Genomic DNA, 25705 nt, shown 5'->3' with positions numbered 1-25705 from the left:
TACTACGTCAACTGACAAAACACGGAATCATCAATGAGACATATCGCACTTTCCATTATCCTCGTTCTCTCTGCCATCATCCTTCCAATCAGCGCGCAGGCTCAGCGTCCGTCCGGGCGTGAGCGTGAGGTGTGGATGAAGGAAATGCAGCAATTCAAAAACGACTTCATCGCGAAGAAACTCAATCTGACTGAAGAGCAGAAGGCCAAGTTCCTCCCGCTCTACAACTCCATGGACGAAGAGATACGCAAAGCCCAGAATGAAGCTGAGCAGCTCTACCGCCAGACACTGAAAAAAGGAGAGAAGGCCACTGACCTTGAGTATGAAAAAGCCGCCGAGGCCGTCTATGAACTCAAAGGCAGGGAAAACACAATCGAGATGAAGTATTTCAAGGATTACAAGCAGATTCTTTCGCCGAATCAACTTTTCCAACTTAAAGTTGCCGAACGCGACTTCACCCGCCAGCTTATGAAACAGCACCGCTCACAACGTAAAGCGAAATAATCCTGACAAATATCAGCATCCCCGCAAACCTCACACCCTTTAAGGACGTTTTCATTACAACTCACGTCTTCACTTCTCTAATCTCCCAAATTTTACATAAACCATGCGTACCGGTAGAATTTTCATCCTACTGTTTACGTTCATATCCCTACTTCTCGGTCAAGAGATGAACGCAAACACACCCAAACGCCCTGATTTCGCGTATCCAAAGACAGTCAGCGCCGATGCCTCCAAGGCTCTGGCGAAAGCCCTCGACGCCTCCGACGGGCCGGCAATCACACGCGCACTGCTCGACTATTATCTCGCTCAGACGAAGATAGATGCATCAAACGGCGTTGGAGTCGTGGAGAAAATCGACAGCATCTGCACCGCGTCATCCGACCCTCTGCTGAAAGCCATGCTCCTGACCCTGCAGGCCGACATATATTCAGCCGTGTATTCATCCTCTCGCTGGAAATATGACTCCCGCGACCTCCCGCTCTCACCACTCCCGGCTGACTACAACGAATGGAGCGGCGAGCAGTTCCGCAACCGCATCGCATCGCTCGTCAACAGCGCGCTTCTCTATGAGGACGCACTGAAGGCAGCCCCTGTCAAGACCTACGCATCCGTCATCGACTTCGGTGCTGAGCGCCGGAAAGATCAAGGGGCCTTGGGTATCAACCGGCTCGGTGCAATCTACTATCCTACCCTTTACGATTTCGTGGCCTCGCAGGCACTTGAACTGCTCACATCCAACGGACGCGTCCGGTCGCTGCTCTCGTGGGGTCTGCTGACCCGTCATGACCTCTACGTCACACTTCCATTCTCGAAATACGACCCGACAGTGGCAAAGATTCTTGAAATCTATGCCTCCTTGCTGAAATTTCATCCCTCAGGCTCAGCCCCATTCATCAACGCTGACATTGAAAGGCTGAATTTCATCACGTCGCACGTCTATACCTCCACCGACGATGACATGCGTTCGCTTCCTGAAAGGAAATTCGAGCTTCTGCGTTCGCTCTACGAGGAAAACAAGTCTTCGGAATATTCCGGCGACATCCTCATTGCAATGCCAACCGAGCAGGCATACCGTAAATGGCTCTATGAAGCCATCAGCCATAATCTCAAATCCTATCCTGCATATCCACGCAAAAACAGTCTCTCAAACATCAAGCTTAATCTTGAATTGCGGGAAATGAGCGTTGATTACCCCGATCTTGCCGCTCCCGGCACAGCTGTGAAGATAAATGTCTCGCTCTCCAACGTCAAGAGTGGAAAGATTTATATATATAATGTGTCTTCCTCGCCTCTCACCGACCGTTCCTACAACTGCACCGGTCTTCCGGCCATGAAAGCAGAGGCCGTGATTCCCGTGAAGGCTACAGCAGGAAGCGCCATACCATTCTCTGAGGACGTGAGCGTTGACTATACCTTTGCGGCTCCTGGCAATTACATCGCTATTGCCGTAATCGAAGGTGTCACCCCTACCGGACGCAAGTGGTACGACAAAATCAACGTGACCCGCTATGCACTCGGAGCATCAAGATTCGAGAAAAACATGGTGTGGGCACTTGATGCCATGAGCGGCGCGCCCGTCAGTGGTGCGGAAATCAGCATCAATGACGCAAACCGCAATTCAAACACGTTGACAGCGCTCGGAACCACCGGTGCTGACGGCTCGCTCGACATCTCAGCCCGTGGCAACGTGTATATGAAAAAAGATGGCGACCGCTTCGCCCAACCTGTGTGGGTCTACTCATCGCAAACGACTGAGAAAGATGCGGAATGGTATCAAGCCGCTTCGGGCTATGCCTCCCTTCCGCTCTACCATCCCGGCGACAGCGTGGACTGGATGGCCATAATATATGAATACAAAGGTAAGGAGCATCGGCCGGTAATCTCCAAGGAGGTTTCTGCAATCCTGCGCGACGCTTCCTACAGAGCCATCGACACGCTCCGACTCACCACCGACGAGTTTGGCCGCGTAGCCGCCACTTTCAATATCCCCAAGGACTGTCTGTCGGGGCGCTTCTGCATCTCAATCGACAACAGGTATGACCCCGTCAGCTTCATGGTATCGGACTACAAACTCCCGACCTTCCGGGTGATTCTCGATCCTGTCGAGAAGGACTATCCGGCGACCGGCGATGTCACCTTGCGCGGACGAGTGGAAACCTACGCCGGATTCCCGGTCGGCGATGCTCGTCTCACGCTCAATCTGTCGGTATCACCCCGCACACGCTGGTGGTGGAACCGTGGAGCAAACGTTGAATTCCATACCCTTGAAGGAACCACCGATGCGGAGGGACGGATTGAAATGACCATTCCCAAAGATGTGCTTGCAATCACTCCCATCCCAGACGGCATATTCTCGGCAACAATGTCGGCTCTCTCTCCTGCCGGAGAGACACAGACTGCATCAACGGTGTTCTCGATGGGTACGCGCTACATCATCCGCGCATCTGTCCCGGCAAATATCGACATTTCCGCTCCGACTTCGGCAGTGAAAGCGCAGGTGGTCAACTATCAGGACTCCACCGTCAATCTTCCTGTCAACGTTGCTGTCCTCCGCGATTCCGTGAAGGTTCTCGACGGTGTGCTTTCGTCTGAAAACACCCGACTTGACCTCTCCGGTCTTTCCTCAGGTAAATATGAGTTCCGCTTCTCTCTTGCGGATAAAGGTCTGGCGGATTCCGTCAGTCAGACCGCCATCCTATACCGTCCCACCGACAAGACAAGCCCCGTCCCGGGTACACTTCTGTGGTATCCTACTGAAAAAGTCACTGTCGGAGCTGACGGCAAGGGTGAATGGCTCTACGCCGTCGACTGCCCGACAAATCTTCTGGTGACAGTCCACACTGATTCAAAAATCATCTCCCGCGAATGGGTCAACTCGCCCGAAGGATTGTCGCATCTGCCCGTCAATCTTCCCGAAGGTACTGACGAGGCCGTGATGGAAATTGCAGTGACCGGCAACTACCGCAACTCGACTGCCTGCATCACTCTCACCCGTGATGTCACCCGTAAAGGCATCCGCTTCGTCACCGAATCCTTCCGCGACCGTCTCATCCCCGGAAGCGAGGAGACATGGACGTTCCGCATCGTCGACGAATCGGAGAACGGACGCAAGGCAGCCGTGGTACTCGACATGTATAATACTGCACTCGATGCACTCGCCTCTCAATCATGGACATTCAATCCGGCCACCCAAGGAGCGAAGTATTACTATTCATGGAACCAGTCTGACATGAACGCACGCGGACGCGCCTCCACCACCTATCTTCCCGGTAAATATCTCTCGGTTGTCGAACTGATGCAACCGGATTTCAACACTTACGGACTGTCACTCTCTCCGTCAACTATCCGCATTCGCGGCACCCGTATGCTTGCCAAATCGGCAGCAACGATGTCGGCAGGCACTGATGATTTGAATGTGGTCAGAGAGCACAAAGAGGAGGTGATGGTATATGAGGCCGCTGCCGCCAACACTTCAATGTCAGTAATGGCTGATTCCGACACTGCAGGCTATGATGCGGGAACCGGAGCTGCAGCAAAGACCGAAATGGACGAGGATGCAGAATCCGAGAACGGAAGTATCGGAAATGAAACCGGAAATGAGATGCCATTCACCTTCCGCGACCGTGAGGTGCCGTTGGCATTCTTCAAACCGATGCTCACGACCGACAGTGAAGGCCGCCTCTCGTTCACCTTTACCGTTCCCAATGTCAATACCACCTGGGGCTTCAAGGCCCTTGCCTATACTGATTCGCTGATGTCGACCACTTTCTCTGCCGATGTCATGGCTAACAAGCCGGTGATGGTTCAGCCGAACCTCCCACGCTTTGTGCGCGCAGGTGATGTCGTGACCGTTAACGCATCTGTAATGAACGGAAGCGACAGCGAGCAGACAGTCGAGACCAGCGTTGAGATTTTCAATGCTGCCGACGGCAAGACCATCGGCGAATATACGGAGACCAACGTAATCGCCGCAGGCTCCTCGGCAGTCGTGACCACTGCCCTGACTGCTCCTACCGATGCGCCGTTCATCGGCTACCGCATCAAGTCGTCGACCGACCGTTTTGCCGATGGAGAGCAGACCTTGTTGCCTGTCCTCCCGGCTGTCAGTCCGGTCATCGACACATATCCCTTCTACATCGCTCCCGATGAGAAAGACTTCAGCATGGCCCTCCCGAAAGTGCCGGCCAATGCCCGTGTGACTCTCCAGTTCTGCGAGAATCCGGTCTGGTATGTCGTGACAGCCCTCCCCGGCCTTCTCGACATCGAAGCCTCCACCGCCAATGAAGCCGCAGCCTCGATTTTCTCTGCTGCTATTGCCACCGGACTCCTGCGCGATAATCCCGTCATCGCCGAAGCGTTCAAAGAATGGGCTGCAAGCGACAAGAGTGACCGGACCCTCACATCAATGCTCGAACGCAACGAAGATCTCAAGCAAGTACTTCTTGCATCTACCCCTTGGATGCTCGATGCGAAAAACGACAGTGAACGCATGAGCCGTCTCTCACTCCTCTTCGATGAGAAGACCGTCAATTCAACCGTCAAGGCCAACATCGCGACCCTTAAGAAACTCGTGCGCGGAAATGGCGGATGGGCGTGGAATTCGTATGGGACGAAGGCTTCGAAGTGGGCTACGGAGAATGTGCTTCTCCTCTTCGGTCAACTCCGTTCACTCGGCTATCTCCCCGAATCTGCCGACCTGACAAAAATGATCTGCTCTGCCCTCGGATGGCTTGACTCGGAAGCTGCAACCACCTTCCGCAAGTATCCGAAGACCGATTTCACACTCTATGTCTATCTCCGCGAACGCTTCAAGGATATGAAAGGCGCTCCGAATGCCAACAGCGCAATCATAACCGCCACCACCCAGCGCATCATTGCCGACTGGAAATCGGCATCGGTATTCGACAAGGGTATCTATGCCCGGATTCTCGCCGACAACTCCAATGCGGCCGTGGCAGGAACCATTCTTGAATCGCTGCGCCAATATTCGGAATACACTCCGGAAAAGGGTATGTGGTGGCCGTCGCTCGACAACATGACCCTTTGGTCAATGGGCAAAGTCGGAACGACAGCAATGCTTCTTGAGACATTTGCCACCGTCGCCCCCGACTGTCAGGACATCGACAGAATCCGTCAATGGCTCATTCTTCAGAAGGAAGCCAAGGACTGGGGTACGTCTGTGACCACCTCTTCGGCCACAGCAGCGATACTTTCAACCTCGTCAAAGTGGGTTGAACCTGCGCGCACAGCTAAAATCACCGTCGCCGGTAAGAAAGTTGAACCTGACAACGTGGAGAGAATGACCGGATACTTCCGCACACCTCTCGCACTCGACAGCAAGTCGAAGGGCTCTATGAAAGTCACCCGCGAAAGCGACTCTCCATCGTGGGGCGCACTATTTTATCTCTATACCGACTCCATGACCTCAGTCAAGGCCCATGCCTGTCCGGAACTGTCGATTGAAAAGCAGTTTGCAATTAACGGCAGCTATACCGACGAGATGAAAGTCGGTGACAAGGTGACGGTCACGCTCACTCTCCGTGTTGACCGCGATATGGATTATGTCACAATTGTCGACGAACGTCCGGCCTGCTACGAGCCGGTGGAACAGCTTCCAACTCCTATATTCGCAGAGGGAATCTATTTCTATCGCGAAAACCGCGATGCATCCACCCGCCTCTTCATCGACCATCTCCCCAAGGGAACGTATGTACTCACCTACGATATGTGGGTCAACAACTCCGGCACCTTTGCCTCAGGCATAGCTACCGCCCAGAGCCAATACGCCCCCCAATTCACCGCCCACACCTCCGGCCAGCAACTCACGGTAGGTGAATAACCCCAAAAGGGTAATAATATATACACACATACGAAAGCCACATAAGTACACATAGTCAGTGTTTATGTAGCTTTCGTATGTAATTTTTGACTTATAAGTCAAATTGGAGGCTGGAAAATAAAATTTGATAGCAATGTAACCTTCAATGAGAATGACTGCCGCGCAAGAAAAAAGAACGCCGCACAAAATCTGTCGCTTCTCCGCAAGATGGCTCTGCAGATAGTAAAGGCAACCGATGATAAGCACAGTGTACAGAAACGGCTGGTCCGGACATCCCTTGATTCTGAATATTTGTTTAAGCTGCTAAAAAATTATGTATTCTGATGCGGTTGCCCTGAAAGATTATTAGTAACTTTGTATATTACTTCGCACTGTGAAAAGACCAAAAAAACTTCAAATTAAAGATATACAGAAGTCCCGAAGTTTCTGAATAGGCTTTGGTCGGCCTCACAGCAGTAATGTCAGGACTTCATCTATTCTGTGAAAGAAAATCAGGAAAAAGCATGAACTTATGAAATACGAAAATACTTTCAAAGCTATCGACCAAATCCTATGGAAGGAACAGGGTTGCGGTAGTGAGCTTGATTATCTGGAACAGAAGTCTTGGATGTTGTTCCTTAAATACCTTGATGACCTTGAAACCGAACGGGAGGAAGAAGCCGAACTTGAAGGCAAGACCTACAAGCGTTTGGTAACTGGCTTCTATCGCTGGAGCCAATGGGCGACTCCAAAGAAGAAAGACACTATGACAGGCAAGATGGTACTCGACACCGTCAATGCCATGAGTGGAGATGACCTTGTACAATTTGTCGACCAAAAGCTCTTTCCGTATCTCAAAGATTTTCAAAACACGGCTACCACAACTGACACCCTTGAATATAAGATAGGTGAAATCTTTGGCGAACTGCATAACAAAATTCGTTCTGGCTTTAATATGCGTGAGATTATCAACATGATTGATGAACTCCATTTCCAAAGTGCCGAAGATAAGCACGAAATGACCGTGCTCTATGAGAGTAACATTCAGCGCATGGGTAATGCAGGTCGCAATGGGGGCGAGTATTATACCCCAAGACCATTGATTCGCGGCATTATAAAGGTGGTTGATCCAAAGATTGGAGAAACCGTCTATGACCCTGCATGTGGTTCTGCGGGATTCCTTTGTGAGGCTTTCATTTATATGAAGGACAAGATTAAGAGCGTTAAAGACCACGAAGCCTTGCAAAGGAACACTTTCTACGGCAGGGAGAAAAAAGTGTTGCCATACATTATCGCCACCATGAATATGATATTCCACGGAGTATCAGCTCCAAATATCTCTCATGGCAACACACTGGCAACTAATCTTGCAACTATCCAAGAAAGCGACCGCAAAAATGTCATCCTTGCCAATCCTCCTTTTGGTGGCAACGAGCGCGGAGAGGTATTGCAAAACTTTGAAATTCGCACCTCTGAAACCGCTTACATGTTTATGCAGCACTTCATTAAGACCTTGAAAGCTGGTGGACGTGCGGGTATCGTTATCAAAAATACCTTCCTAAGTAATGGAGATGCAAGTGCAATCCGTAAAATGCTACTTGAAAATTGCAATCTGCATACCGTCCTCGACTTGCCAAGTGGCGTGTTCACAGGTGCTGGTGTCAAAACGGTGGTGCTTTTCTTCACCAAGGGTGAACCCACCGAGAAGATATGGTACTATCAAGTTGACAAGCACTACACCAAGACAAAACCACTCATCGAGGACGATTTGGAAGAATTTCTCACTTTGCAAAAGACTAAAGCTGAAAGTGCGCATTCATGGAATCTAAACGTCAATGACCTTGATGATACTTGCGATCTAAGTGTGAAAAATCCCAATAAAGTTGAAGTCGTTGACGAACGGACACCTCCAGATATCCTTTCTACTATGATTAATCTGAGCGAAGAGAGCACCGCCCTACTAAAAAAAATAGAGGAAAACCTCAACAATGCTCAAGCTTTCTTCCAAACCGCCCTAACCGAAATGATGACTCCAAAAGAAGGGTGGAAGTATATTCCTTTTGAGAAATGCTTGCAAAAAGTTCCCAAACAAGCACAAGTAAAATCAAAGGATTATTTAGAAACAGGTAGATTCCCCATTGTTTCCCAAGAGGCAGAACTTATTAGTGGATATTGGGATGACGAAACAATAGTTTATAGTCACAAGAAACCTGTTGTTGTATTTGGTGACCATACGAAGAATGTGAAATTTATTGATTTCGATTTTGTTATTGGAGCTGATGGCACTCATATTCTTTTGCCAATAGATGACATTGATTCGAAATTTTTCTATTATGTAATTAAGTCTATCAAGCTGAGAAATCTTGGTTATGCAAGACATTACAAATTGCTTAAAGAAACTTCTATTCCCATTCCTCAACTTACCGAGCAACTGCGCATAGTAGAATATCTTGACACCGCATTTGCGAAAATAGAAATCTTGAAATCGAACTTTACTAAGCTCTCTTTAGAGTGCGATACCCTCAAACAATCACTTCTAAAGCAAGTATTTGAATAATGAACGAATCTCAGACAAGACACGATAAGATAGACCCGAAACTCAGTACGGCGGGTTGGGGAATAGTACCCGGCAGCAAAGTGCTTGTGGAGCAGAGTGCATATATTGCGCCCGGTCGTATCACCACCACCGGTCATAGGAACCCTAAAAAAGCCGACTATATTCTTGAATATAAGGGACAAAAACTTGCTGTTATTGAAGCCAAAAGCGATGAACGAGATGTGGCGGAAGGGGTTGCTCAAGCCAAACTCTATGCCGATGCCCTGAAAATTCGCTTCACTTATAGCACCAATGGCGATGAGATTTGGTTCATTGATATGGGCGTCAAAAACAGTAAGGGTGAATATATCATACCGAGCAAGGAAAGCGACGTAGATAGTTTCCCGACGCCTCAGGACTTGTGGCGCATGACTTTCCCCGAAGAAAACTCATGGCGCGACAAGTTGAATCTTTGCGCTTTAAACCGTAGTGGTGGGCGTACGCCTCGCTATTATCAAGAGATTGCCATTAACAATGTACTTTCAGCTGTTGCCAAGCAAAGGAACCGTATCCTCTTGACTATGGCAACTGGCACGGGAAAGACCTATACGGCATTCCAAATTTGTTGGAAACTGACACAAACGAAGTGGAACACAAAGGGGATTGACCGAGCACCTCGCATCCTGTTCATTGCCGACAGAAATATTCTTGCTAATCAGGCAATCAACGATTTTGATCAATTTCCAGAGGATGCCATGTGCCGTATCACGCCAAAGGAATTGAAGAAGAATAATTATAAAGTTCCAACTGCTCGAAACCTATATTTTACCATCTTCCAAACAATGATGACTTCGCCTAATGCTCAAAAGGCGGAAGAACGTGGAATTAAATTGTCAGAGGGTCGCCAAGATAAGCCATACTATATGCAGTATGAGCGTGATTTCTTCGACTTTATCATCATTGATGAGTGCCACCGCGGAGGTGCAAATGATGAGAGCGAATGGAGAAAGTTGATGGAATATTTTGATTCTGCTTATCAATTGGGCATGACAGCCACACCAAGAAGAAAGGAGAATGCCAACACATATACCTATTTCGGAGACCCTGTCTATACCTATTCACTCAAACAAGGTATAGAAGATGGTTTCCTTGTGCCTTTCCGAGTGGATATTTCAACGAGCAACATTGATGATTACAAATATCAAGTCGGAGACTTAGTTAAGAGCGGTGAGGTTGACCCCGAAAAAATTTACAGTGAGTCTGACTTCTACAACGGCAGAATCCAAATCAAGGAGCGAGACGAGCACCGTGTGATGGAGTTTCTTCAGAAGATTGATCCCGACGAAAAAACCATCATATTTTGTGCAACACAGAAACATGCCATGATTGTACGAGATATGGTCAACAAGCATAAGGGACGTCCGGCGAGCAACTATTGTGAGCGAGTAACCGCAGATGATGGAGAAGTGGGAGAAGCCACATTAAGGACTTTCCAAGACAACGAGAAATTATTACCTACAATTCTTACCACCTCATACAAGTTGAGCACCGGTGTAGATGCTCGAAATGTGCGTAACATTGTATTGATGCGACCTATTCAGAATATAGTAGAATTCAAACAGATTATCGGTCGTGGCACACGTCTGTTCGACAAGAAGTATTACTTTACCATATATGATTTCGTAGGCGCAAGCGAAATGTTCAAAGACCCTGATTGGGATGGAGATACCAACTGTCCCATTTGTGGTAACTGGCCATGTACTTGTAAATCAAAGCCACCAAAAACACCCAAGCCATGTCCTCAGTGTGGTCAGATACCATGTGTATGCGTCCCAGAACCATGCCCACTGTGTGGTAATCTGCCTTGCACATGCGAAGGCTCCAAGAAAAACCTCATTGATATTAAACTATCGACAAGAAGACGGTTATCACTTGAAACAACGTGGGAGCAAAAGATTTTCTTTGGTGACGAATTTATCAGTCTTGAAGAATATGTCAAGAAACTCTTTGGTAAAATTCCCGAGTTCTTCTCTGGCGCAGACGATTTGCGTCTTAAATGGTCAAACCCGGAAACCCGTGAGCATTTACTTAAAATTATGGATGAAGCCGGCTTTGCTGAAGATAAACTGGACTTGATAAAGAACATGCTGAAAATGCAGAAGTGTGATTTGCTTGATGTTCTGGAATACATTGCATACAACTCAACACCTATTGAGAGGGCTAAGCGTGTTGAGATGGTCAAAAAGCAGTATGTTGAAAATTTGAACCAAGAGCAGCGTGAGTTTGACAACCTCATACTGCAGTATTATGTCAACAACGGATTCAAAGAACTCAGCTCGGATAATCTCAAGACATTCATTATAATCAAGTACAACTCTATGAGTGATGCAAAACAAAGATTGCAGATGAGTCCGGCTGATATTCGTGCCCACTATTTCGAGTTGCAGCGACAGTTGTACTGTGCATGAAAGTACAAGAATAATCAACGTAACGCATCTGACATAATCAAATGGAAAAAAAAGCATTTCATTTGACAACACTTCCTTCCATCTTTGGGCCGGTCAAGACCACGACGGCGAAGCATTGCGTTAAGAATCTTACAGAATTCATCCGCCATTACGAAAATTTCAATAACTTTGTCCTCGGTGTGCATAGCGATAAAAGTATTTGTTTAAAATTCAGCACTTTAAACTTACTACTTTTATCACTAATCACCAAATTTTCAGCTACTTAATTTTCGTCTAACTCACGTTATCTCAATCTTGAGACATTCTTCAACAAACCCGACGCCAACCTCAAAATTATGCTTATAGAGGTCGCGGAATCTCCTCCAAAAACGGACGAAAATCATTAAGAGTGGCTTGGCCAAGCACCAAAAATGCCCAACTTCTATATTCAAGAAGTTAGGAAAGTATACTTATACTTTAGCGGACAGTAATATTTTATTTCTCGGAGATGAATGAGTCCTTGAAACCGAGGAAGTAGAGCACTCCGTCGAGACCTATTGTGGAGATTGACTGTTCAGCCGTGGCCTTGACCTTCGGTTTGGCGTGGAAAGCGATTCCGAGACCTGCGGTGGAAAGCATCGGAAGATCATTAGCCCCATCACCGACCGCAATGGTCTGAGCGATGTTCACATTCTCTACCTGTGCGATCAGGCGCAACAGTTCCGCCTTACGGCGACCGTCGACAATCTCACCGAGATAACGTCCGGTGAGCTTCCCATCGACGATTTCAAGTTCGTTGGCATAGACATAGTCAAACCCATATTTCTGTTTCAGATAGTTACCGAAATATGTGAAACCGCCTGAAAGGATAGCAGTCTTGTAGCCCACACGCTTGAGCACCTGCATCATTCTGTCGAGACCTTCAGTGATGGGAAGATTCTCGGCAATCTCTTTCATGACACTTTCGTCAAGTCCTTTCAACAAGGCCACACGCTCCTTGAAACTCTCGCAGAAATCAATCTCTCCCCTCATGGCGCGCTCGGTGATGGCTTTGACCTGATCACCGACACCTGCCCGCATTGCAAGTTCGTCAATTACTTCTGTTTCAATCAAAGTCGAGTCCATGTCGAAGCATATCAGTCGGCGACAGCGGCGGAAGAGGGTGTCCTCCTGCACGGAAATGTCAAATTCCTCCTCCTGCGAAAGCTGCATGAAGCGCTCCTGCATGGCAGACACATCTCGCGGAACTCCGCGGACCGAGAACTCCACACATGATTTCGACAGTGGTTGCTCCTCCTCGCCGAGCGGCATTCGGCCGGTCAGACGCTGGATGGAATCAATGTTCATTCCCTGCGCGGAGATTTCTGCCGTAACGTTCGCAATCTGACGCGCGGTCAAACGACGGCCAAGTATTGTGATTATCCAGCGGTCCTTGCCCTGCATCCCTACCCACTTCTCATATTCCTCTATACTTACAGGCGAGAAACGGATGGTGACATTCAGCTCCGTCGCCTTGAAAAGCAACTCTTTCATAATGTTGCCCGAAACGGAAGAATCGGTGCGGATGAGTATGCCGAGCGAAAGTGTATGGTGAATGTCTGCCTGACCGATGTCGAGGATACCGGCATGATACTTCGCAAGTATTTCGGACAATGCCGAGGTGACACCGGGATGATCCTGGCCTGAGATATTGATGAGTATGAGTTCGAGCTGAGCTTTTTCCATAAGTCAATAAGAATGTTTAGAGGGTGTGACCAACGTTGTTTGAGAATTGTATAAGCATTATTATCTATGCAAAGATATGGATTTCTGAAGAAACGGCAATGTAGTGCAAATTTTTTATTGTGAGATTTGTTTTTTCACTTAAAACACACTACTTTTGTAGTGTTGAATCCCGGTAGCCCCTGATACGTCAAGCTATCGGGTTTTGTTCTTTAAATGCAAAAAAAGATTTTAATATAACATTCCATCCAACAATCAATCTAAATCACGATTCACAATGAAACGAGAATGGAAACCTATCAAGAAGTATGAGGACATACTCTTCGAGCAATATGGCCGTATAGCCAAAATCACCATAAACCGTCCGCGCGTCTACAACGCTTTCCGTCCGCAGACCAACAAGGAAATGCTCGACGCGATGGCCTACTGCCGCGACGCGTCCGACATCGGTGTCATCATCCTCACCGGTGCGGGTGACAAGGCATTCTGCTCGGGTGGCGACCAGAATGTGAAAGGTATCGGTGGCTACATCGACGAGCAGGGTGTACCCCGTCTCAACGTCCTCGACCTCCACAAAGCAATCCGTTCCATCCCTAAACCAGTCATCGCGATGGTCAACGGCTATGCAATCGGCGGCGGCAATGTCCTCAACGTTGTCTGCGACCTTTCGATAGCATCCGACAATGCCCGCTTCGGTCAGACCGGTCCTAAGGTCGGCAGTTTCGATGCCGGATTCGGTTCAAGCTACCTTGCCCGTTGCGTAGGTCAGAAGAAAGCGCGTGAGATATGGTTCCTCTGCCGTCAGTACACCGCCGAGGAGGCTGAACGCATGGGCATGATTAACAAGGTTGTCCCCTTTGACCGTCTCGAAGACGAAACCGTCGAATGGTGTGAGACAATCCTCAGCCGTTCGCCGATGGCCATCCGCATGATAAAGCGTGCGCTCAATGCCGAACTCGACGGACAGCGCGGTCTGATGGAATTTGCCGGCGATGCCACCCTCATGTACTATCTCATGGCTGAAGCGCAAGAAGGCAAAAACGCGTTCCTTGAAAAACGCACTCCCGACTTCGACCAGTTCCCCAAATTCCCCGGCTAACAAATCCACACTACAACATTGAAAGCAACATGGTGTAAATATCTGCTCGACTTCCGTTTCACGGCAATAACATCGCGCGAACGGATGCGGCAGAAAGACACATACTTCATCAAACTCTGCAACTCCGTGGCCGAAGACACCATCGGCCTCGGGGAAGCAGGGCTTTTCCGCGGACTCAGTTGCGATGACCGTCCCGACTATGAGGAAAAACTGTCGGAGGTGTGTCGCGACATTGACCGCTATGCGGCAAATCCGGCTCTTCTTGCGGACTATCCCTCGATACGCTTCGGACTTGAAACAGCCATGCGCGACCTTGAAAACAGCGGACGACGCATCATATTTCCGTCAAAATGGACCGCAGGCGAAAGCGTCCTGACCATCAACGGCCTCGTCTGGATGGGTGACCGCGAACTGATGCGCGAACGCATAGCCCTCAAACTTGCCGATGGTTTCTCCTGTGTGAAAATCAAAATCGGAGGCATAAATTTCGACGAGGAACTTGAATTGCTGAAGTTCATCCGACAGGAAGCTCCCGACATCCAGCTACGCCTTGATGCCAACGGTGCTTTCCGCCCTGATGAAGCAATCGGCAAACTCAACCAACTCGCCCGCTTCGACATCCACTCAATCGAGCAACCCATACGCGCCCGTCAGTGGGAGGCAATGAACCGTCTTTGTCGGACATCACCCATTCTGATTGCCCTCGATGAAGAGCTGATAGGGATAAACGACCGTGAAGGAAAAATCCGGATGCTCGATGCAATCCGTCCCGCCTACATCATACTCAAACCGACACTGACAGGCGGTTTCAAGGCATCGGAGGAATGGATTGCCTTGGCCGGAGAGAGGAATTGCGGATGGTGGGCCACCTCTGCACTCGAATCAAACATCGGACTCAGCGCGATTGCCCAATGGGTAGCCACACTGAACCCGTCACTCCCACAAGGACTCGGCACAGGACAGCTTTACCATAACAATATCCCATCACCGCTCACCCTTCACGGTGAAAAACTGAGCTATTCACCGGACGGCAAGTGGACAATCCCCGAATTGGAATGGAAATGATTCTCACACCGGATGCAAAGGAGTTCATCGATGAATGGCGCGATTCCCGTCTATACGTCGTGGCCCACACTTCCGGTTCTACAGGTACCCCCAAGGAAATCCGACTGCTGAAATCCGACATGCGCGCTTCCGCGAAAGCCACACTGCAATTTTTCGGTATATGCGAGAATTCGACCCTCTACCTCCCGCTTTCACCTGACTACATCGCAGGAAAAATGCAGATTGTGCGCGCACTCGAAGCCGGATGCAACCTCATCGTCGAAGAGCCGTCAAACCGACCTGCCCTCACCATTCCTCCGACCATCGGTGAAATATCGCTCCTGCCGATAGTCCCCTCGCAGGTTGATGCGGTCCTCGCATCGCCATTCCGCTCCACAATCAAAGCAATGATAATCGGCGGGGCACCGCTTGCGCCCGAAGCTGAACGGGAAGTTCTCAAAGCCGGGATTCCGGCTTACGCTACATACGGGATGACGGAAACATGCAGCCATGTGGCACTCCGCCGACTCGGCAATGACTGCTTTGACGCCCTTCCGGGATTCACTTTCACTCTCGACGAACGCGGTTGTCTGTCTATCAAAAGCGAGACGCTTTCATTTCACGAACTTATCACCAATGACATTGTCGAACTTCATTCGCCGACAAAATTCCGATGGCTCGGACGCTACGACAACGTCATCAACTCCGGAGGGATAAAAATCTTCCCGGAGGAAATCGAAAAGCTCATCACACCATTGGTTGACAGCTCGATACGTTTCTACGTCACCTCCCGTCCGTCTGAACGCTGGGGTGAGGAAGCAGTCATCGTTACAGACTCCACCCGGCTTCCGGCCGACCTGCTCGACAGAGTGAGGGAACTGGCCGGACCAAAACGCGCTCCGAAAGCAATCATAACAGTCCCGCAAATCGAGCTTACCCGGTCACAAAAAATCATAAGGAGAAAAATTTCAGACTGAATTCAACCTCCAATCCCCTTTAAAGTGTTATATTTGTAATCGTACCCCGGCCAATAGGCTTCCCTCACTTCAATTCATCATTTATGAGATCGGACCCTGACACCAAGATGTATTACGGATTGTTCAACGACAGCTTCCCTCCTGTCCTTGACGGTGTGACCCTCACCGTCGAGAACTACTGCAAATGGCTGACCGCGGAGGGACGTGATGTCTGTGTCGTCACTCCGTGGGCACCTCGCTTCACCGGCATAGAAGACATCAAGCTCTACCGCTACTTCTCTCTCCCGATCTACAACCGTCACCCCTACCGCTACGGCTACCCGCGTTTCGACCCCTTCATCTGGCGGAAGATGCGGAACACACCGTTCCGTCTTGTCCACGCCCACTGTCCCTTCTCCTCCGGTCGGCTTGCAGCCTATGCCGCACGTCGGCAGGACATTCCACTCATAGCCACTTTCCATTCAAAATACCGCACCGACCTTGAGCGTTCACTCCCGGGTCCGATGGTCACCTATCAGATGAACCGTCTGCGTGAATTCTACAACTCAGCCACCGAAGTATGGATTCCACAGGCAGCCGTCGAGGAAACCATCCGTGAATACGGCTACAAAGGCAAGGTAGTGGTAGTCGAGAACGGCAACGATTTTTGCGAAGGTATTGACGATGTCGAGGCTTACAAGATTGAATCACGCCGCATCATCGGTCTTGACGATGATGAAATCGGTCTTCTCTTTGTCGGACAACACATTCTCGAAAAGGGTATCGAAATCATCATCCGCACCCTCCCGCTCCTCGACGGCGTCAAGTTCAAGATGAACTTCATCGGGACCGGCTATGCCCTTGACGACATGAAAGCGCTTGTCAGGGAACTCGGACTGACCGACCGGGTGACATTCCACGGTGTCATCAACGACCGCGAACGACTTCGCCGGTTCTATGCCGGTTCTGACCTGTTTCTCTTTCCGTCGTTCTACGACAATGCCCCTCTCGTGGTCCGCGAGGCGGCTGCGATGCAGACCCCGGCGGTCCTTCTCGAAGGCTCGACGGCCGCAGAGCTTGTCCGCGACCGTGAAAACGGATTCCTAACCGACCGTACACCCGAACAATATGCAGAAGTCATCCGGCAAGTCGCATCAGACCCGGATATGAAACGCACAGCAGGTCTCGGAGCAAGCCGGACCCTCGCACGTTCATGGCACGATGTCATGGACGAAGTTATTCAACGCTACGACGAAATCATAGCCCGACATGAGCATACAAAACACTAAAAAACCTGAATCCGTCCGTCGCCAGACCCTGAATCTCGTGTGGAAGATATTTCTGCCGATAGCCATAGGCCTCGCCGTGGTCGTGTGGCTGTTCAAACGCGAATTCAACCTTGAAGTCTGGGAATCCATACATTTCGACGGCAGAGTGATCGGATGCATTGCCCTCGCATGGCTTTTCATGCTCGGTCGTGACTTCGGGTTGACATGGCGATTCCGCGCCCTCACAGACCGACAGCTCACATGGGCAAAGGCATGGAAAGTCGACATGCTCTGCGAATTCACATCATGCGTCACCCCGTCGGCTGTCGGCGGAAGTGCCTTGGGCATGATCTACCTCAACCGCGAGGGTATAGAACTCGGACGCGCGACAACACTGATGATGACCACCCTCTTTCTTGACGAACTGTTTTTTGTTGTCTCGCTGCCGATTATCATGCTCATTGTCCCCTACAAAGAACTTTTCGATTTCGGTCACGGAGGATTCACCGTCGGGCTGCAATCTGTGTTCTGGGGAGTGTATGCCGTGATTTTCGTATGGACCACCATCCTTTTCCTCGGCATCATTGTACGGCCCCACGCCATCCACCGCTTCCTCAACTGGCTCTTCCACTTCAAACTACTCAAAAAATGGGCGCCACAGGTGGATACCCTCGGCTCCAACATGGAGACTACCGGCCGTGACCTCCGCAAACGCCCCTTCCACTGGTGGCTTGAAACCTTCGGAGGCACAGCCCTCTCATGGTCGTCGCGCTATCTCGTGGTCAACGCCCTTTTCCTCGGTTTCGCACCGATGGCCAACCAGCTCATAGTCTTCGCCCGTCAGTTCATCGTGTGGGTGTGCCTCATGGTCAGCCCCACCCCCGGCAGTGCCGGTATCAGCGAATGGCTGTTCACGACCTACTACGGCGACCTCATCCACTCGACAGGCATGGCTCTCGTCATCGCCCTTTTCTGGCGCATCATCAGCTACTACGTCTACCTCCTTATCGGCGCATGTATAATGCCCGGATGGATCCAGCAAGGCATCAAGCGGAAACGTGCCGAAGAAGCTTCCGCAACCTCAACATCGCCCACGCAGGAGAAATGACCTCTATCTTATTTCCCGCGCTCCCTTCTCAAAAATATTAACCTCTCAATACCAGATTCCTGCAATGTCAACCCACAGGCTAATCATCGCGCTCCTCGCCGCGATATTCTTCGGCCAGACAACCTTGCGCGCCGATGAAGTTTCAAGCGTCTACATGCTGCGTCTCGACGATGAAATCGGGTCGAGCACATGGCGCTACACCCAACAGGCCATCGACGAGGCCAAACGATTGAATTCACCACTGCTGCTCGTACACCTCAACACCTACGGAGGCTCAGTGGTCCACGCCGATTCCATCCGCACAGCCCTGCTCAACTATCCCGGTCCGGTCCTCGGTTTCGTTGACAACAACGCAGCCTCAGCCGGAGCGCTGATTGCTCTCGCATGTGACTCGGTCTATATGCGCGGAGGGGCCTCGATGGGTGCTGTGACGGTTGTCAACGGTGCTGACGGACAAGCCATGCCGGATAAATACCAATCATACATGCGCGCAATGATGCGCGCCACCGCAGAAAGCCACGGCAAATACATCGACTCGACAGGTGTCGAACACTGGCGACGCGACCCGCTCATTGCCGAAGCGATGGTCGACAGCCGTGTGGAGGTCCCCGGACTCATTGACTCGACACGCGTCCTCACGTTCACGACCGATGAAGCAATCAAATGGCACTATGCCGATGCAAAGGCTGAATCTGTCAAGGATGTGATGGCCCACCTCGGATATGACGAAAACGGATATTCCATTCAGGAATACAAACCTGACTGGCTCGACCACCTCATCGGTTTCTTCACCAACCCCGCCGTGCAGGCCATCCTCATCATGATTATTGTCGGAGGCATCTACATGGAGCTCCATTCCCCCGGCATGGGCTTCCCCTCGGCAGCCGCGATAATAGCAGCGGTGCTCTATTTCCTCCCGCTCTATATCTCAGGCATTGCAAGCTCATGGATAATCCTTCTGTTCGTGCTTGGCGTCATGTTGATTGTCCTTGAAATCTTCGTGGTCCCCGGATTCGGAATAACCGGCATTGCAGGCATATCATGCGTATGCGCCGCAGTCATCTTAGGTCTTATCGAACACTACACCTTCTCGCTCACCCATCTCAACGCAGATGCAGTCTGGAGCTCAATGGTCATCTTCATTGCCGGAGTAGTCCTCGCGATAGGCGCTATATGGTATCTCACCTCATCCTACGGACCGAAATGGGTGCGCCGCCACACCGAACTGCTACTCACACAGCAGGTGAAGGACGGCTACGTCGGAGTCGACATGTCGCCCGCACGCTACATCGGCCTCGAAGGTTCAGCCGTCACCGACATGCGCCCCGCCGGAAAGGTGGAAATCAATGGCGAGATTCTCGATGCCGTAGCCGCCCAAGGCTTCATTCACGCCGCCTCCCGCGTCCGCGTCATCAAATACGAAAACGCCCAAATCTACGTCCGGGAGCTCTAACTACCAACCTCCACGGCAATGAAACAAGACCGATGCCTCCAGAACTCCCAAAAAATCCAATCTTGACATTTCAAGAAATACAAATCAGAAATGTGGATTATTTAGTACCACCTATATATAATATATAATTCTGCCATTACAGCTATTTTGGTGCTATTTTGACAAAAAATTAAAAATAATCATCCAAAAATTTGCACAGTTCAAAAAAAGCCCCTACCTTTGCACACGTCAAAAGGAAACAACTCCACGACACGAAGATTAAGAGAAACCTTCAGGAGCGACAGACTTGATGACACAATGGAGAGATGGCAGAGTGGTCGATTGCGGCGGTCTTGAAAACCGTTGAGGGTCACACCTCCGGGGGTTCGAATCCCTCTCTCTCCGCTAAAGAGCTGTAAATGACATGTCATTTACAGCTCTTTTTCTTTTGCTAAGACATCCGCACTGACTACGCCAACCGAAACCCACCCATTTCATCCCGCTCCGCAAAAAATTTACTAAATTTATCTTAAATCAACTCTCACGAGGTAATTTTAAGTTAAAAATTTTGCCAAATTAAAATATTTAACTTAAATTTGCAGTGCATATTCCGCTCGTATGGAAACATGCCATCTGGGTTCGTCGGCAAGCACCGGGATTGTGACAAAATTCTTGGCTACAGGACAAAACACTGACATCAGACACTCCTCTCCTCTGGAAGGCCGCCGGCAAGTACCTTTTAAGTTTTTGGTAACGTATATAAAACTCTTATTTGATAATCATTTTAACAATGCGTATCATCTAAAATCTACATCCGGCCTCCGGCATTGACAATTAGCCTTAATACCAAGAAGCATGAGGCAGATTTCATCTGTTTTTTTCGCTACGTATCCGGCGCTGTCTTCATTTAAGCACAATGGATACCATGCTACGAAATAATTGTCACTGCCACCAATTTTATTTATAGTGTATCTGAGGATGAAATACACAGTGCGCCGTTCGGATGGCTCAATCCACGGTTTCGCCCCACATTCGCAAAATTTCATCCGCCATTTGGTAATTAGTTAGGAAAATCGCAAATTGAGGTTTTGCGCTCCACAAAACCCCTTTATTACGCATGAAAAAGTTAGTTTGTTTAGGACTCTTTTTGCTTTGCGCCATTTGCTCAGTCAACGCCGCGACACCCGACGTTGAAGCTGACTCCGTGAAGATATTCTTCCGGCAAAGTAAAATCGACTTCATACCCAAGCTACACGACAACGAGGCCACCATCAAAGGCTTCGTCGAACGTGTGCAGGAAGTAATGGAGTCACCGACCAAACACTTCATAGGAATATCGGTCTACGGTGCCGCCTCCCCGGAAGGATCAATCAGTTTCAACCGTTGGCTCTCCGAAAAACGCGCTGCCACCCTCCTCTCGACCCTCTCGCGCCATATTGCCCTACCCGACTCAATGATGAAAGTCGAATTTCTCGGACGCGACTGGAAAGGACTCCTGAGAATGTGTGAGGCTGATTCACTCATCCCATTCCGCAACGAAGTGGTAGCCCTTGTAAAGACAATCAACGCTGAACTCGATGGCGCCACACCGTCCAAAGGCCGACATCTCCAGCGCCTGAAGGCCCTCCGTGCAGGAGTTCCCTACCGCTATTTATATACCAATATCTTCCCTGAGCTCCGCGCATCGCGCATGACCGTCGACTATATTACAATACTACCGGAACCCGAACCCATTCCCGAGCCCGAACCGGAGCCTGAGCCGGAACCTGAGCCTCTCCCTGAACCCGAACCCGAGCCTGCACCCGAGCCCGAGCCAATTGTCGAGACATGCCGTCCATTCTACATGGACATACGCACCAACATGCTCTTCGATGCCCTGCTCCTCCCTAACATCGGCGTAGATTTCTATGTAGGTAAAAACATATCCGTTGGCGGCAACTGGCTCTACGGATGGTGGAACAACGACAACCGCCATCGCTATTGGCGTGCCTACGGAGGCGACATCAATGCCCGCTGGTGGTTCGGACACGCCGCTCACATCAAGCCACTTACCGGTCACCACGTCGGCATATTCGCCCAGATTCTCACCTACGACTTCGAGTGGGGCAAACGAGGATATATGGGCGGCAAACCTACAGGCTCACTCTGGGACCGCTGCCACTGGGGCATAAGCGCCGAATATGGCTTCTCACTCCCCGTTGCCCGCCGACTCAACATCGACTTTTCTCTCGGCGTAGGCTACCAGACAGGCCACGTCTACGAATATCTTCCCATGGATGACCACTATGTGTGGCAAGTGACACGCAACCGCCATTGGTTTGGCCCGACAAAACTGGAAATCTCACTCGTATGGCTTCTTGGATGCGACAACTACAACCGTCCTAAAGTCAACAGGAAAGGAGGTAACCTATGATGACACCGTTCCACTCATTCCACATGCGCCGGATGATACCGGTCCTGCTACTCCTTCCGCTCATGGCAATCATCACTGCCTGTGACCATAAAGACCTCTGCTATCACCATAAACACATGGTGAAACTGCGTCTCGAATTCGACTGGAGCGACTGCGAGGATCCGGAGCGCCCCGACGGAATGTGCGTTTTCTTCTATCCCGAGCAACCGGGACTGGAGACCCGGCGCTTCGACTTCACAGGTCTGCAAGGTGGCGAAATCACTATCGCCGCAGGCCGCTACCGTCTCCTCACCTACAACAACGACACCGAATCAGTATTCTTCCGCGGCATGGAATCCCACTCCACCCACGAAGTCTACACCCGCAGCGGTGGCCTCTTCGAATCTGTCACCCGTGGCAACCAGTCAAACAAAGGAATTCCACGCGCGGAAGGAACGGAGGACGAAGATGTGGTCATCTGTCCCGACATGATGTGGGGATGTTCCGCAATCGACATCACGATTTCCGAACAGGGAATCAGCTACATCTGCGTTCCCGTAAAGGACAAAGAAGAGTGGATGGAGCGTCCGCCCATCGTCACCGAAAACACCATCACTCTCTATCCTCATGAACTCACCTGCATCTACACCTACGAGATCCGCAACGTCAACAACATAGAGCATATCTATCAGGCAACCGCATCCCTCTCCGGCATGGCACCCAACCTGATGCTGGCGGAAGAGGAACTGGGACGCAAGCCCGTCACACTCCCCTTCGAAGCCTACAGCGATGGAGTGTCGAAAATCACCGGCCGCTTCATCACCTTCGGCCACCATGCCGAACTCCCCGACCCTCACCGCATGATGCTCTACGTCTGGACAAACGACGGCAAAGCCTACAGCTTCGGATCTGAAAGCCCCCGCTTCAACGTAACCGAACAGGTGCATTCCGCACCCAACCGTCGCCATGTCCACCTCATCATCGACGGACTGGACATCCCGACCCCCATTGATCCACCAAACCCCGACGTGCCGGGCGCCTTCAACCCCGACATCGACGACTGGGGCGAAGTCTTCCAGGACGTCTATCTCTGATTCCCGTCCCCCTCTCCCCCCCGACGCCAATCGCCCCATTGAACCGTTCCCTTCAGATCCACCGCCACGGGGAGCCTCGCAAGCAAGCCCCTTGACACCGGATTTCCGCAACTGCAATCTCTTGACCGCTCCCTCCGCTCCTCCCCTCTCTCCAACGGACCCTCCTCCCGCCGCCTCGCAAACGTCAGGGAGACCTACTCTTAATCAACTCAGTAGTGAAAAACTTCTGAACAGACAAATGTAACAAATCATCTATTTTAATTTTTCATAATTTAATTATTTTTTCATCCACTTTTTAGTAACACAAAACGCAATGAAAAGTAACATTATGTTCGGTCTTGCGGCTGCTGCTCTCACGCTCACCGCATGTTCTCAGGAGGAAATACTCAACAATGTTGAGTCAAATCCTGACGTAATCGGCTTCTCAGCTGTCTCAAACCTCACCAGCCGCTCTGCCGATTCCTACTGTAACACCAACCTCCCCGGTGCATTCAATGTAGTAGCGATCACCGCCGATGGCACTGAGAAGTTTACAGACGTTGCCAAGGGCGACGGTAAAGGCTACACCACCGAGGCTGCTCACTACTGGGGAGCAGAAGCCCTCAACTTCCATGCCTATGTAAACGGCACCTACTCCCGCGACGCTAATGGCGCTTACTTCAAAGGTTTCGAGCCCGCAGCCAACGCTACTGAGCAGCTCGACCTGCTTTATTCAGTGAAGAACGACGTTTACCGCGAGACCGTGAAGCTCAACTTCCGTCACGCTCTCTCTCAGATTGTCTTCCGCGCATGGAACAAATCTTCTCTCAACGTCACCATCTCAGGCGTTACCATCGGTCACATCAACAGCAAGGGCGACTTCACCTTCCCCACTGTAAACACCGAGGACAATTATGAGAACCACGAACTCATGGCCGACCCGACTAAGCAACTCGAAGGCCAGGGCACATGGGATAACGTTGCTGATTCTGAGTTCAAGAACTACACCGCAAAACTCAACGAGTCCATCACATTCACTCCCAACAGCGAGGTTGGCATGATCACCAACGTTAACCACAAGCAGGGTGGCGACCTCTCCATGCTCCTCCTTCCCCAGCAGACCAAGGCTTGGGATCCCTCTCAGACCGGTGCAGCGTTCAACGGTGCTTACTTCCTCCTCGACGTGGAATTCACCAACGCTCATGAACTACAAGGGCATCACGCAGGCCGTTATTCCCGCCGACATTCTCTGGAAGCAGGGCGTGCGCTACATCTACACTTTCATCTTCGAAGATGGTGGCAACGGTGGTTACACTCCCGATCCCGAAAATCCCGAACCCGTCCTCGGTGGCAAGATCTCTTACGAGGTTAGCGTCGACGACTTCGTACCCGCCGACAGCTGGGGCGAAACTGAGTGGAACGGCACAGGTGCAGTTCAGCAGACCAAGGAATACACCCTCACATTCCAGGGCAACTCTCCCATCGTGAAGACTTCTACTGCCAACGAGTTCGTTTTCTCAGGCAACGCTCCCGAAGCTACCGCTGAAGGCAAGAAGTTCCTCGGCTGGGCTGAGACAGAAGGTGGCGAGGTTGTCCTCGCAGCCGGTGCCGCTTACGAAGTAACCCTCACAAGCGAAAACCCCACAAAGACTTACTATCCTGTATTCGCTGATGAGTACACCTTCACCCTCACTGTAGGCGACCAGAAAGTAAGCAAAACCACTACCGAAGCTTCCGCTACCCTTAAGCTCACTCCCGAGTCTCCCGTTAAGGAAGGCCACAACTTCCTCGGCTGGGCAACTACTCCCGACGCTACTGAAGCTACCGTTGCCCCCAATACAGAAATCGTATTCGAAGCAACTGTTGAGAACCCCACAATCACCTACTACCCTGTATTTGAAGTAGCTACTGTTGAGATCACTCTTTCCTTCGACACCAATGGTGAGAACACCATCGCTTCTATCACAAAGACTGTAAACTACGGTGAAGAAGCGACTTTCACACTGCCCACCAACGCCGATGTTACCACCGCCGATGAATCTTACTCTTTGGAAGGCTGGCTCACAACTCCTCCCGCGCAGAAAATTATCGGTGCCAACGACCCCGATGTAGAAGGTCTCTATAATCCTGGCTACCGCAACTTCAAGGCGAGCAAAAGCATGACACTCTACGCTGTTTATCGTGAGACAACCGCCGGTAGCGGCGGTGGTGGTGACGACCCCAACATCAAATAATAAGTTGATAATTTAACCTATCCAAGTTGTGCCTGGAGCATTCTAAGCTCCAGGCTTCACTAATAAATCAAT

15 protein-coding genes and 1 tRNA gene are annotated in these 25705 nt (G+C 50.4%); 15 read left to right on the top strand and 1 reads right to left on the bottom strand.

The annotated features are described in order from the left end of the window. Positions 1 to 33 precede the first annotated feature (33 nt). The 4 genes from QZ310_RS04575 to hsdR all read left to right on the top strand — a co-directional run bounded on the left by QZ310_RS04575 (position 34) and on the right by hsdR (position 11326). Positions 34 to 504 carry a Spy/CpxP family protein refolding chaperone gene (locus QZ310_RS04575; protein ID WP_297070840.1) on the top strand — a complete coding sequence of 157 codons (471 nt, stop codon included), beginning with the start codon at positions 34 to 36 and terminating at the stop codon, positions 502 to 504. Positions 505 to 607: 103 nt separating this feature from the next. Further along, positions 608 to 6343: an alpha-2-macroglobulin family protein gene (locus QZ310_RS04570; protein WP_297070838.1), complete on the top strand. Its 5736-nt coding sequence runs from the start codon at positions 608 to 610 to the stop codon at positions 6341 to 6343. 511 nt (positions 6344 to 6854) lie between these two features. Then, complete coding sequence (locus QZ310_RS04565) at positions 6855 to 8879, top strand: N-6 DNA methylase (RefSeq protein ID WP_297070835.1); 2025 nt, start codon at positions 6855 to 6857, stop codon at positions 8877 to 8879. Then, positions 8879 to 11326 carry an EcoAI/FtnUII family type I restriction enzme subunit R gene (hsdR, locus tag QZ310_RS04560; protein ID WP_297070833.1) on the top strand — a complete coding sequence of 816 codons (2448 nt, stop codon included), beginning with the start codon at positions 8879 to 8881 and terminating at the stop codon, positions 11324 to 11326. The genes QZ310_RS04565 and hsdR overlap by 1 nt, the downstream gene beginning before the upstream one ends. A gap of 474 nt (positions 11327 to 11800) precedes the next feature. Here the strand turns inward: hsdR and serB are convergent, their stop codons facing one another. Continuing rightward, entirely contained in the window at positions 11801 to 13030 is a 1230-nt protein-coding gene (gene serB, locus QZ310_RS04555) for a phosphoserine phosphatase SerB (protein WP_297070831.1), read from the bottom strand. A 274-nt stretch (positions 13031 to 13304) separates the two neighbouring features. Between serB and menB the strand changes: the two genes are divergently transcribed. The 11 genes from menB (at position 13305) to QZ310_RS04500 (ending at position 25633) form a co-directional block, all read left to right on the top strand. Further along, positions 13305 to 14126 carry a 1,4-dihydroxy-2-naphthoyl-CoA synthase gene (gene menB, locus QZ310_RS04550; protein WP_297070829.1) on the top strand — a complete coding sequence of 274 codons (822 nt, stop codon included), beginning with the start codon at positions 13305 to 13307 and terminating at the stop codon, positions 14124 to 14126. Positions 14127 to 14144: 18 nt separating this feature from the next. Then, a complete protein-coding gene (locus QZ310_RS04545; RefSeq protein ID WP_297070827.1) occupies positions 14145 to 15191 on the top strand; it encodes an o-succinylbenzoate synthase in 1047 nt (348 codons plus the stop codon). After that, a complete protein-coding gene (locus tag QZ310_RS04540; protein WP_297070825.1) occupies positions 15182 to 16147 on the top strand; it encodes an AMP-binding protein in 966 nt (321 codons plus the stop codon). The genes QZ310_RS04545 and QZ310_RS04540 overlap by 10 nt, the downstream gene beginning before the upstream one ends. A gap of 83 nt (positions 16148 to 16230) precedes the next feature. Beyond that, the gene (locus QZ310_RS04535) at positions 16231 to 17415 is read left to right on the top strand and encodes a glycosyltransferase (RefSeq protein ID WP_297070823.1); all 1185 of its coding nucleotides are present in this window, start codon (positions 16231 to 16233) and stop codon (positions 17413 to 17415) included. After that, positions 17396 to 18502: a lysylphosphatidylglycerol synthase transmembrane domain-containing protein gene (locus QZ310_RS04530; protein WP_297070822.1), complete on the top strand. Its 1107-nt coding sequence runs from the start codon at positions 17396 to 17398 to the stop codon at positions 18500 to 18502. The genes QZ310_RS04535 and QZ310_RS04530 overlap by 20 nt, the downstream gene beginning before the upstream one ends. A 64-nt stretch (positions 18503 to 18566) precedes the next feature. Beyond that, entirely contained in the window at positions 18567 to 19955 is a 1389-nt protein-coding gene (locus QZ310_RS04525; RefSeq protein ID WP_297070820.1) for an NfeD family protein, read from the top strand. 299 nt (positions 19956 to 20254) lie between these two features. Further along, positions 20255 to 20339: transfer RNA gene (locus QZ310_RS04520), tRNA-Ser, on the top strand. 712 nt (positions 20340 to 21051) lie between these two features. Next, a complete protein-coding gene (locus QZ310_RS04515) occupies positions 21052 to 22347 on the top strand; it encodes a DUF3575 domain-containing protein (protein WP_297070817.1) in 1296 nt (431 codons plus the stop codon). After that, the gene (locus QZ310_RS04510; protein WP_297070815.1) at positions 22344 to 23420 is read left to right on the top strand and encodes a DUF5119 domain-containing protein; all 1077 of its coding nucleotides are present in this window, start codon (positions 22344 to 22346) and stop codon (positions 23418 to 23420) included. The genes QZ310_RS04515 and QZ310_RS04510 overlap by 4 nt, the downstream gene beginning before the upstream one ends. A 313-nt stretch (positions 23421 to 23733) precedes the next feature. Then, positions 23734 to 24771, top strand: coding sequence for a fimbrillin family protein (locus QZ310_RS04505; RefSeq protein WP_297070813.1), 1038 nt, complete (start codon positions 23734 to 23736; stop codon positions 24769 to 24771). Then, positions 24662 to 25633 (top strand): InlB B-repeat-containing protein, encoded by a 972-nt coding sequence (locus QZ310_RS04500; protein WP_297070902.1) that lies wholly within the window; start codon positions 24662 to 24664, stop codon positions 25631 to 25633. The genes QZ310_RS04505 and QZ310_RS04500 overlap by 110 nt, the downstream gene beginning before the upstream one ends. Positions 25634 to 25705: the final 72 nt, after the last annotated feature.

Source organism: uncultured Duncaniella sp. (genome assembly GCF_910577345.1).
Classification (GTDB): domain Bacteria; phylum Bacteroidota; class Bacteroidia; order Bacteroidales; family Muribaculaceae; genus Duncaniella.
The sequence above is the reverse complement of the archived record's forward strand: the minus strand, read 5'-3'. Positions and strand labels throughout refer to the sequence as shown.

Bases quoted from the DNA above. Each gene is read 5' to 3' on its own strand.
- QZ310_RS04575 (WP_297070840.1), top strand. From the start codon at position 34: ATGAGACATATCGCACTTTCCATTATCCTCGTTCTCTCTGCCATCATC.
- QZ310_RS04570 (WP_297070838.1), top strand. From the start codon at position 608: ATGCGTACCGGTAGAATTTTCATCCTACTGTTTACGTTCATATCCCTA.
- QZ310_RS04565 (WP_297070835.1), top strand. From the start codon at position 6,855: ATGAAATACGAAAATACTTTCAAAGCTATCGACCAAATCCTATGGAAG.
- hsdR (WP_297070833.1), top strand. From the start codon at position 8,879: ATGAACGAATCTCAGACAAGACACGATAAGATAGACCCGAAACTCAGT.
- serB (WP_297070831.1), bottom strand. From the start codon at position 13,030: ATGGAAAAAGCTCAGCTCGAACTCATACTCATCAATATCTCAGGCCAG.
- menB (WP_297070829.1), top strand. From the start codon at position 13,305: ATGAAACGAGAATGGAAACCTATCAAGAAGTATGAGGACATACTCTTC.
- QZ310_RS04540 (WP_297070825.1), top strand. From the start codon at position 15,182: ATGGAAATGATTCTCACACCGGATGCAAAGGAGTTCATCGATGAATGG.
- QZ310_RS04535 (WP_297070823.1), top strand. From the start codon at position 16,231: ATGAGATCGGACCCTGACACCAAGATGTATTACGGATTGTTCAACGAC.
- QZ310_RS04530 (WP_297070822.1), top strand. From the start codon at position 17,396: ATGAGCATACAAAACACTAAAAAACCTGAATCCGTCCGTCGCCAGACC.
- QZ310_RS04525 (WP_297070820.1), top strand. From the start codon at position 18,567: ATGTCAACCCACAGGCTAATCATCGCGCTCCTCGCCGCGATATTCTTC.
- QZ310_RS04515 (WP_297070817.1), top strand. From the start codon at position 21,052: ATGAAAAAGTTAGTTTGTTTAGGACTCTTTTTGCTTTGCGCCATTTGC.
- QZ310_RS04510 (WP_297070815.1), top strand. From the start codon at position 22,344: ATGATGACACCGTTCCACTCATTCCACATGCGCCGGATGATACCGGTC.
- QZ310_RS04505 (WP_297070813.1), top strand. From the start codon at position 23,734: ATGAAAAGTAACATTATGTTCGGTCTTGCGGCTGCTGCTCTCACGCTC.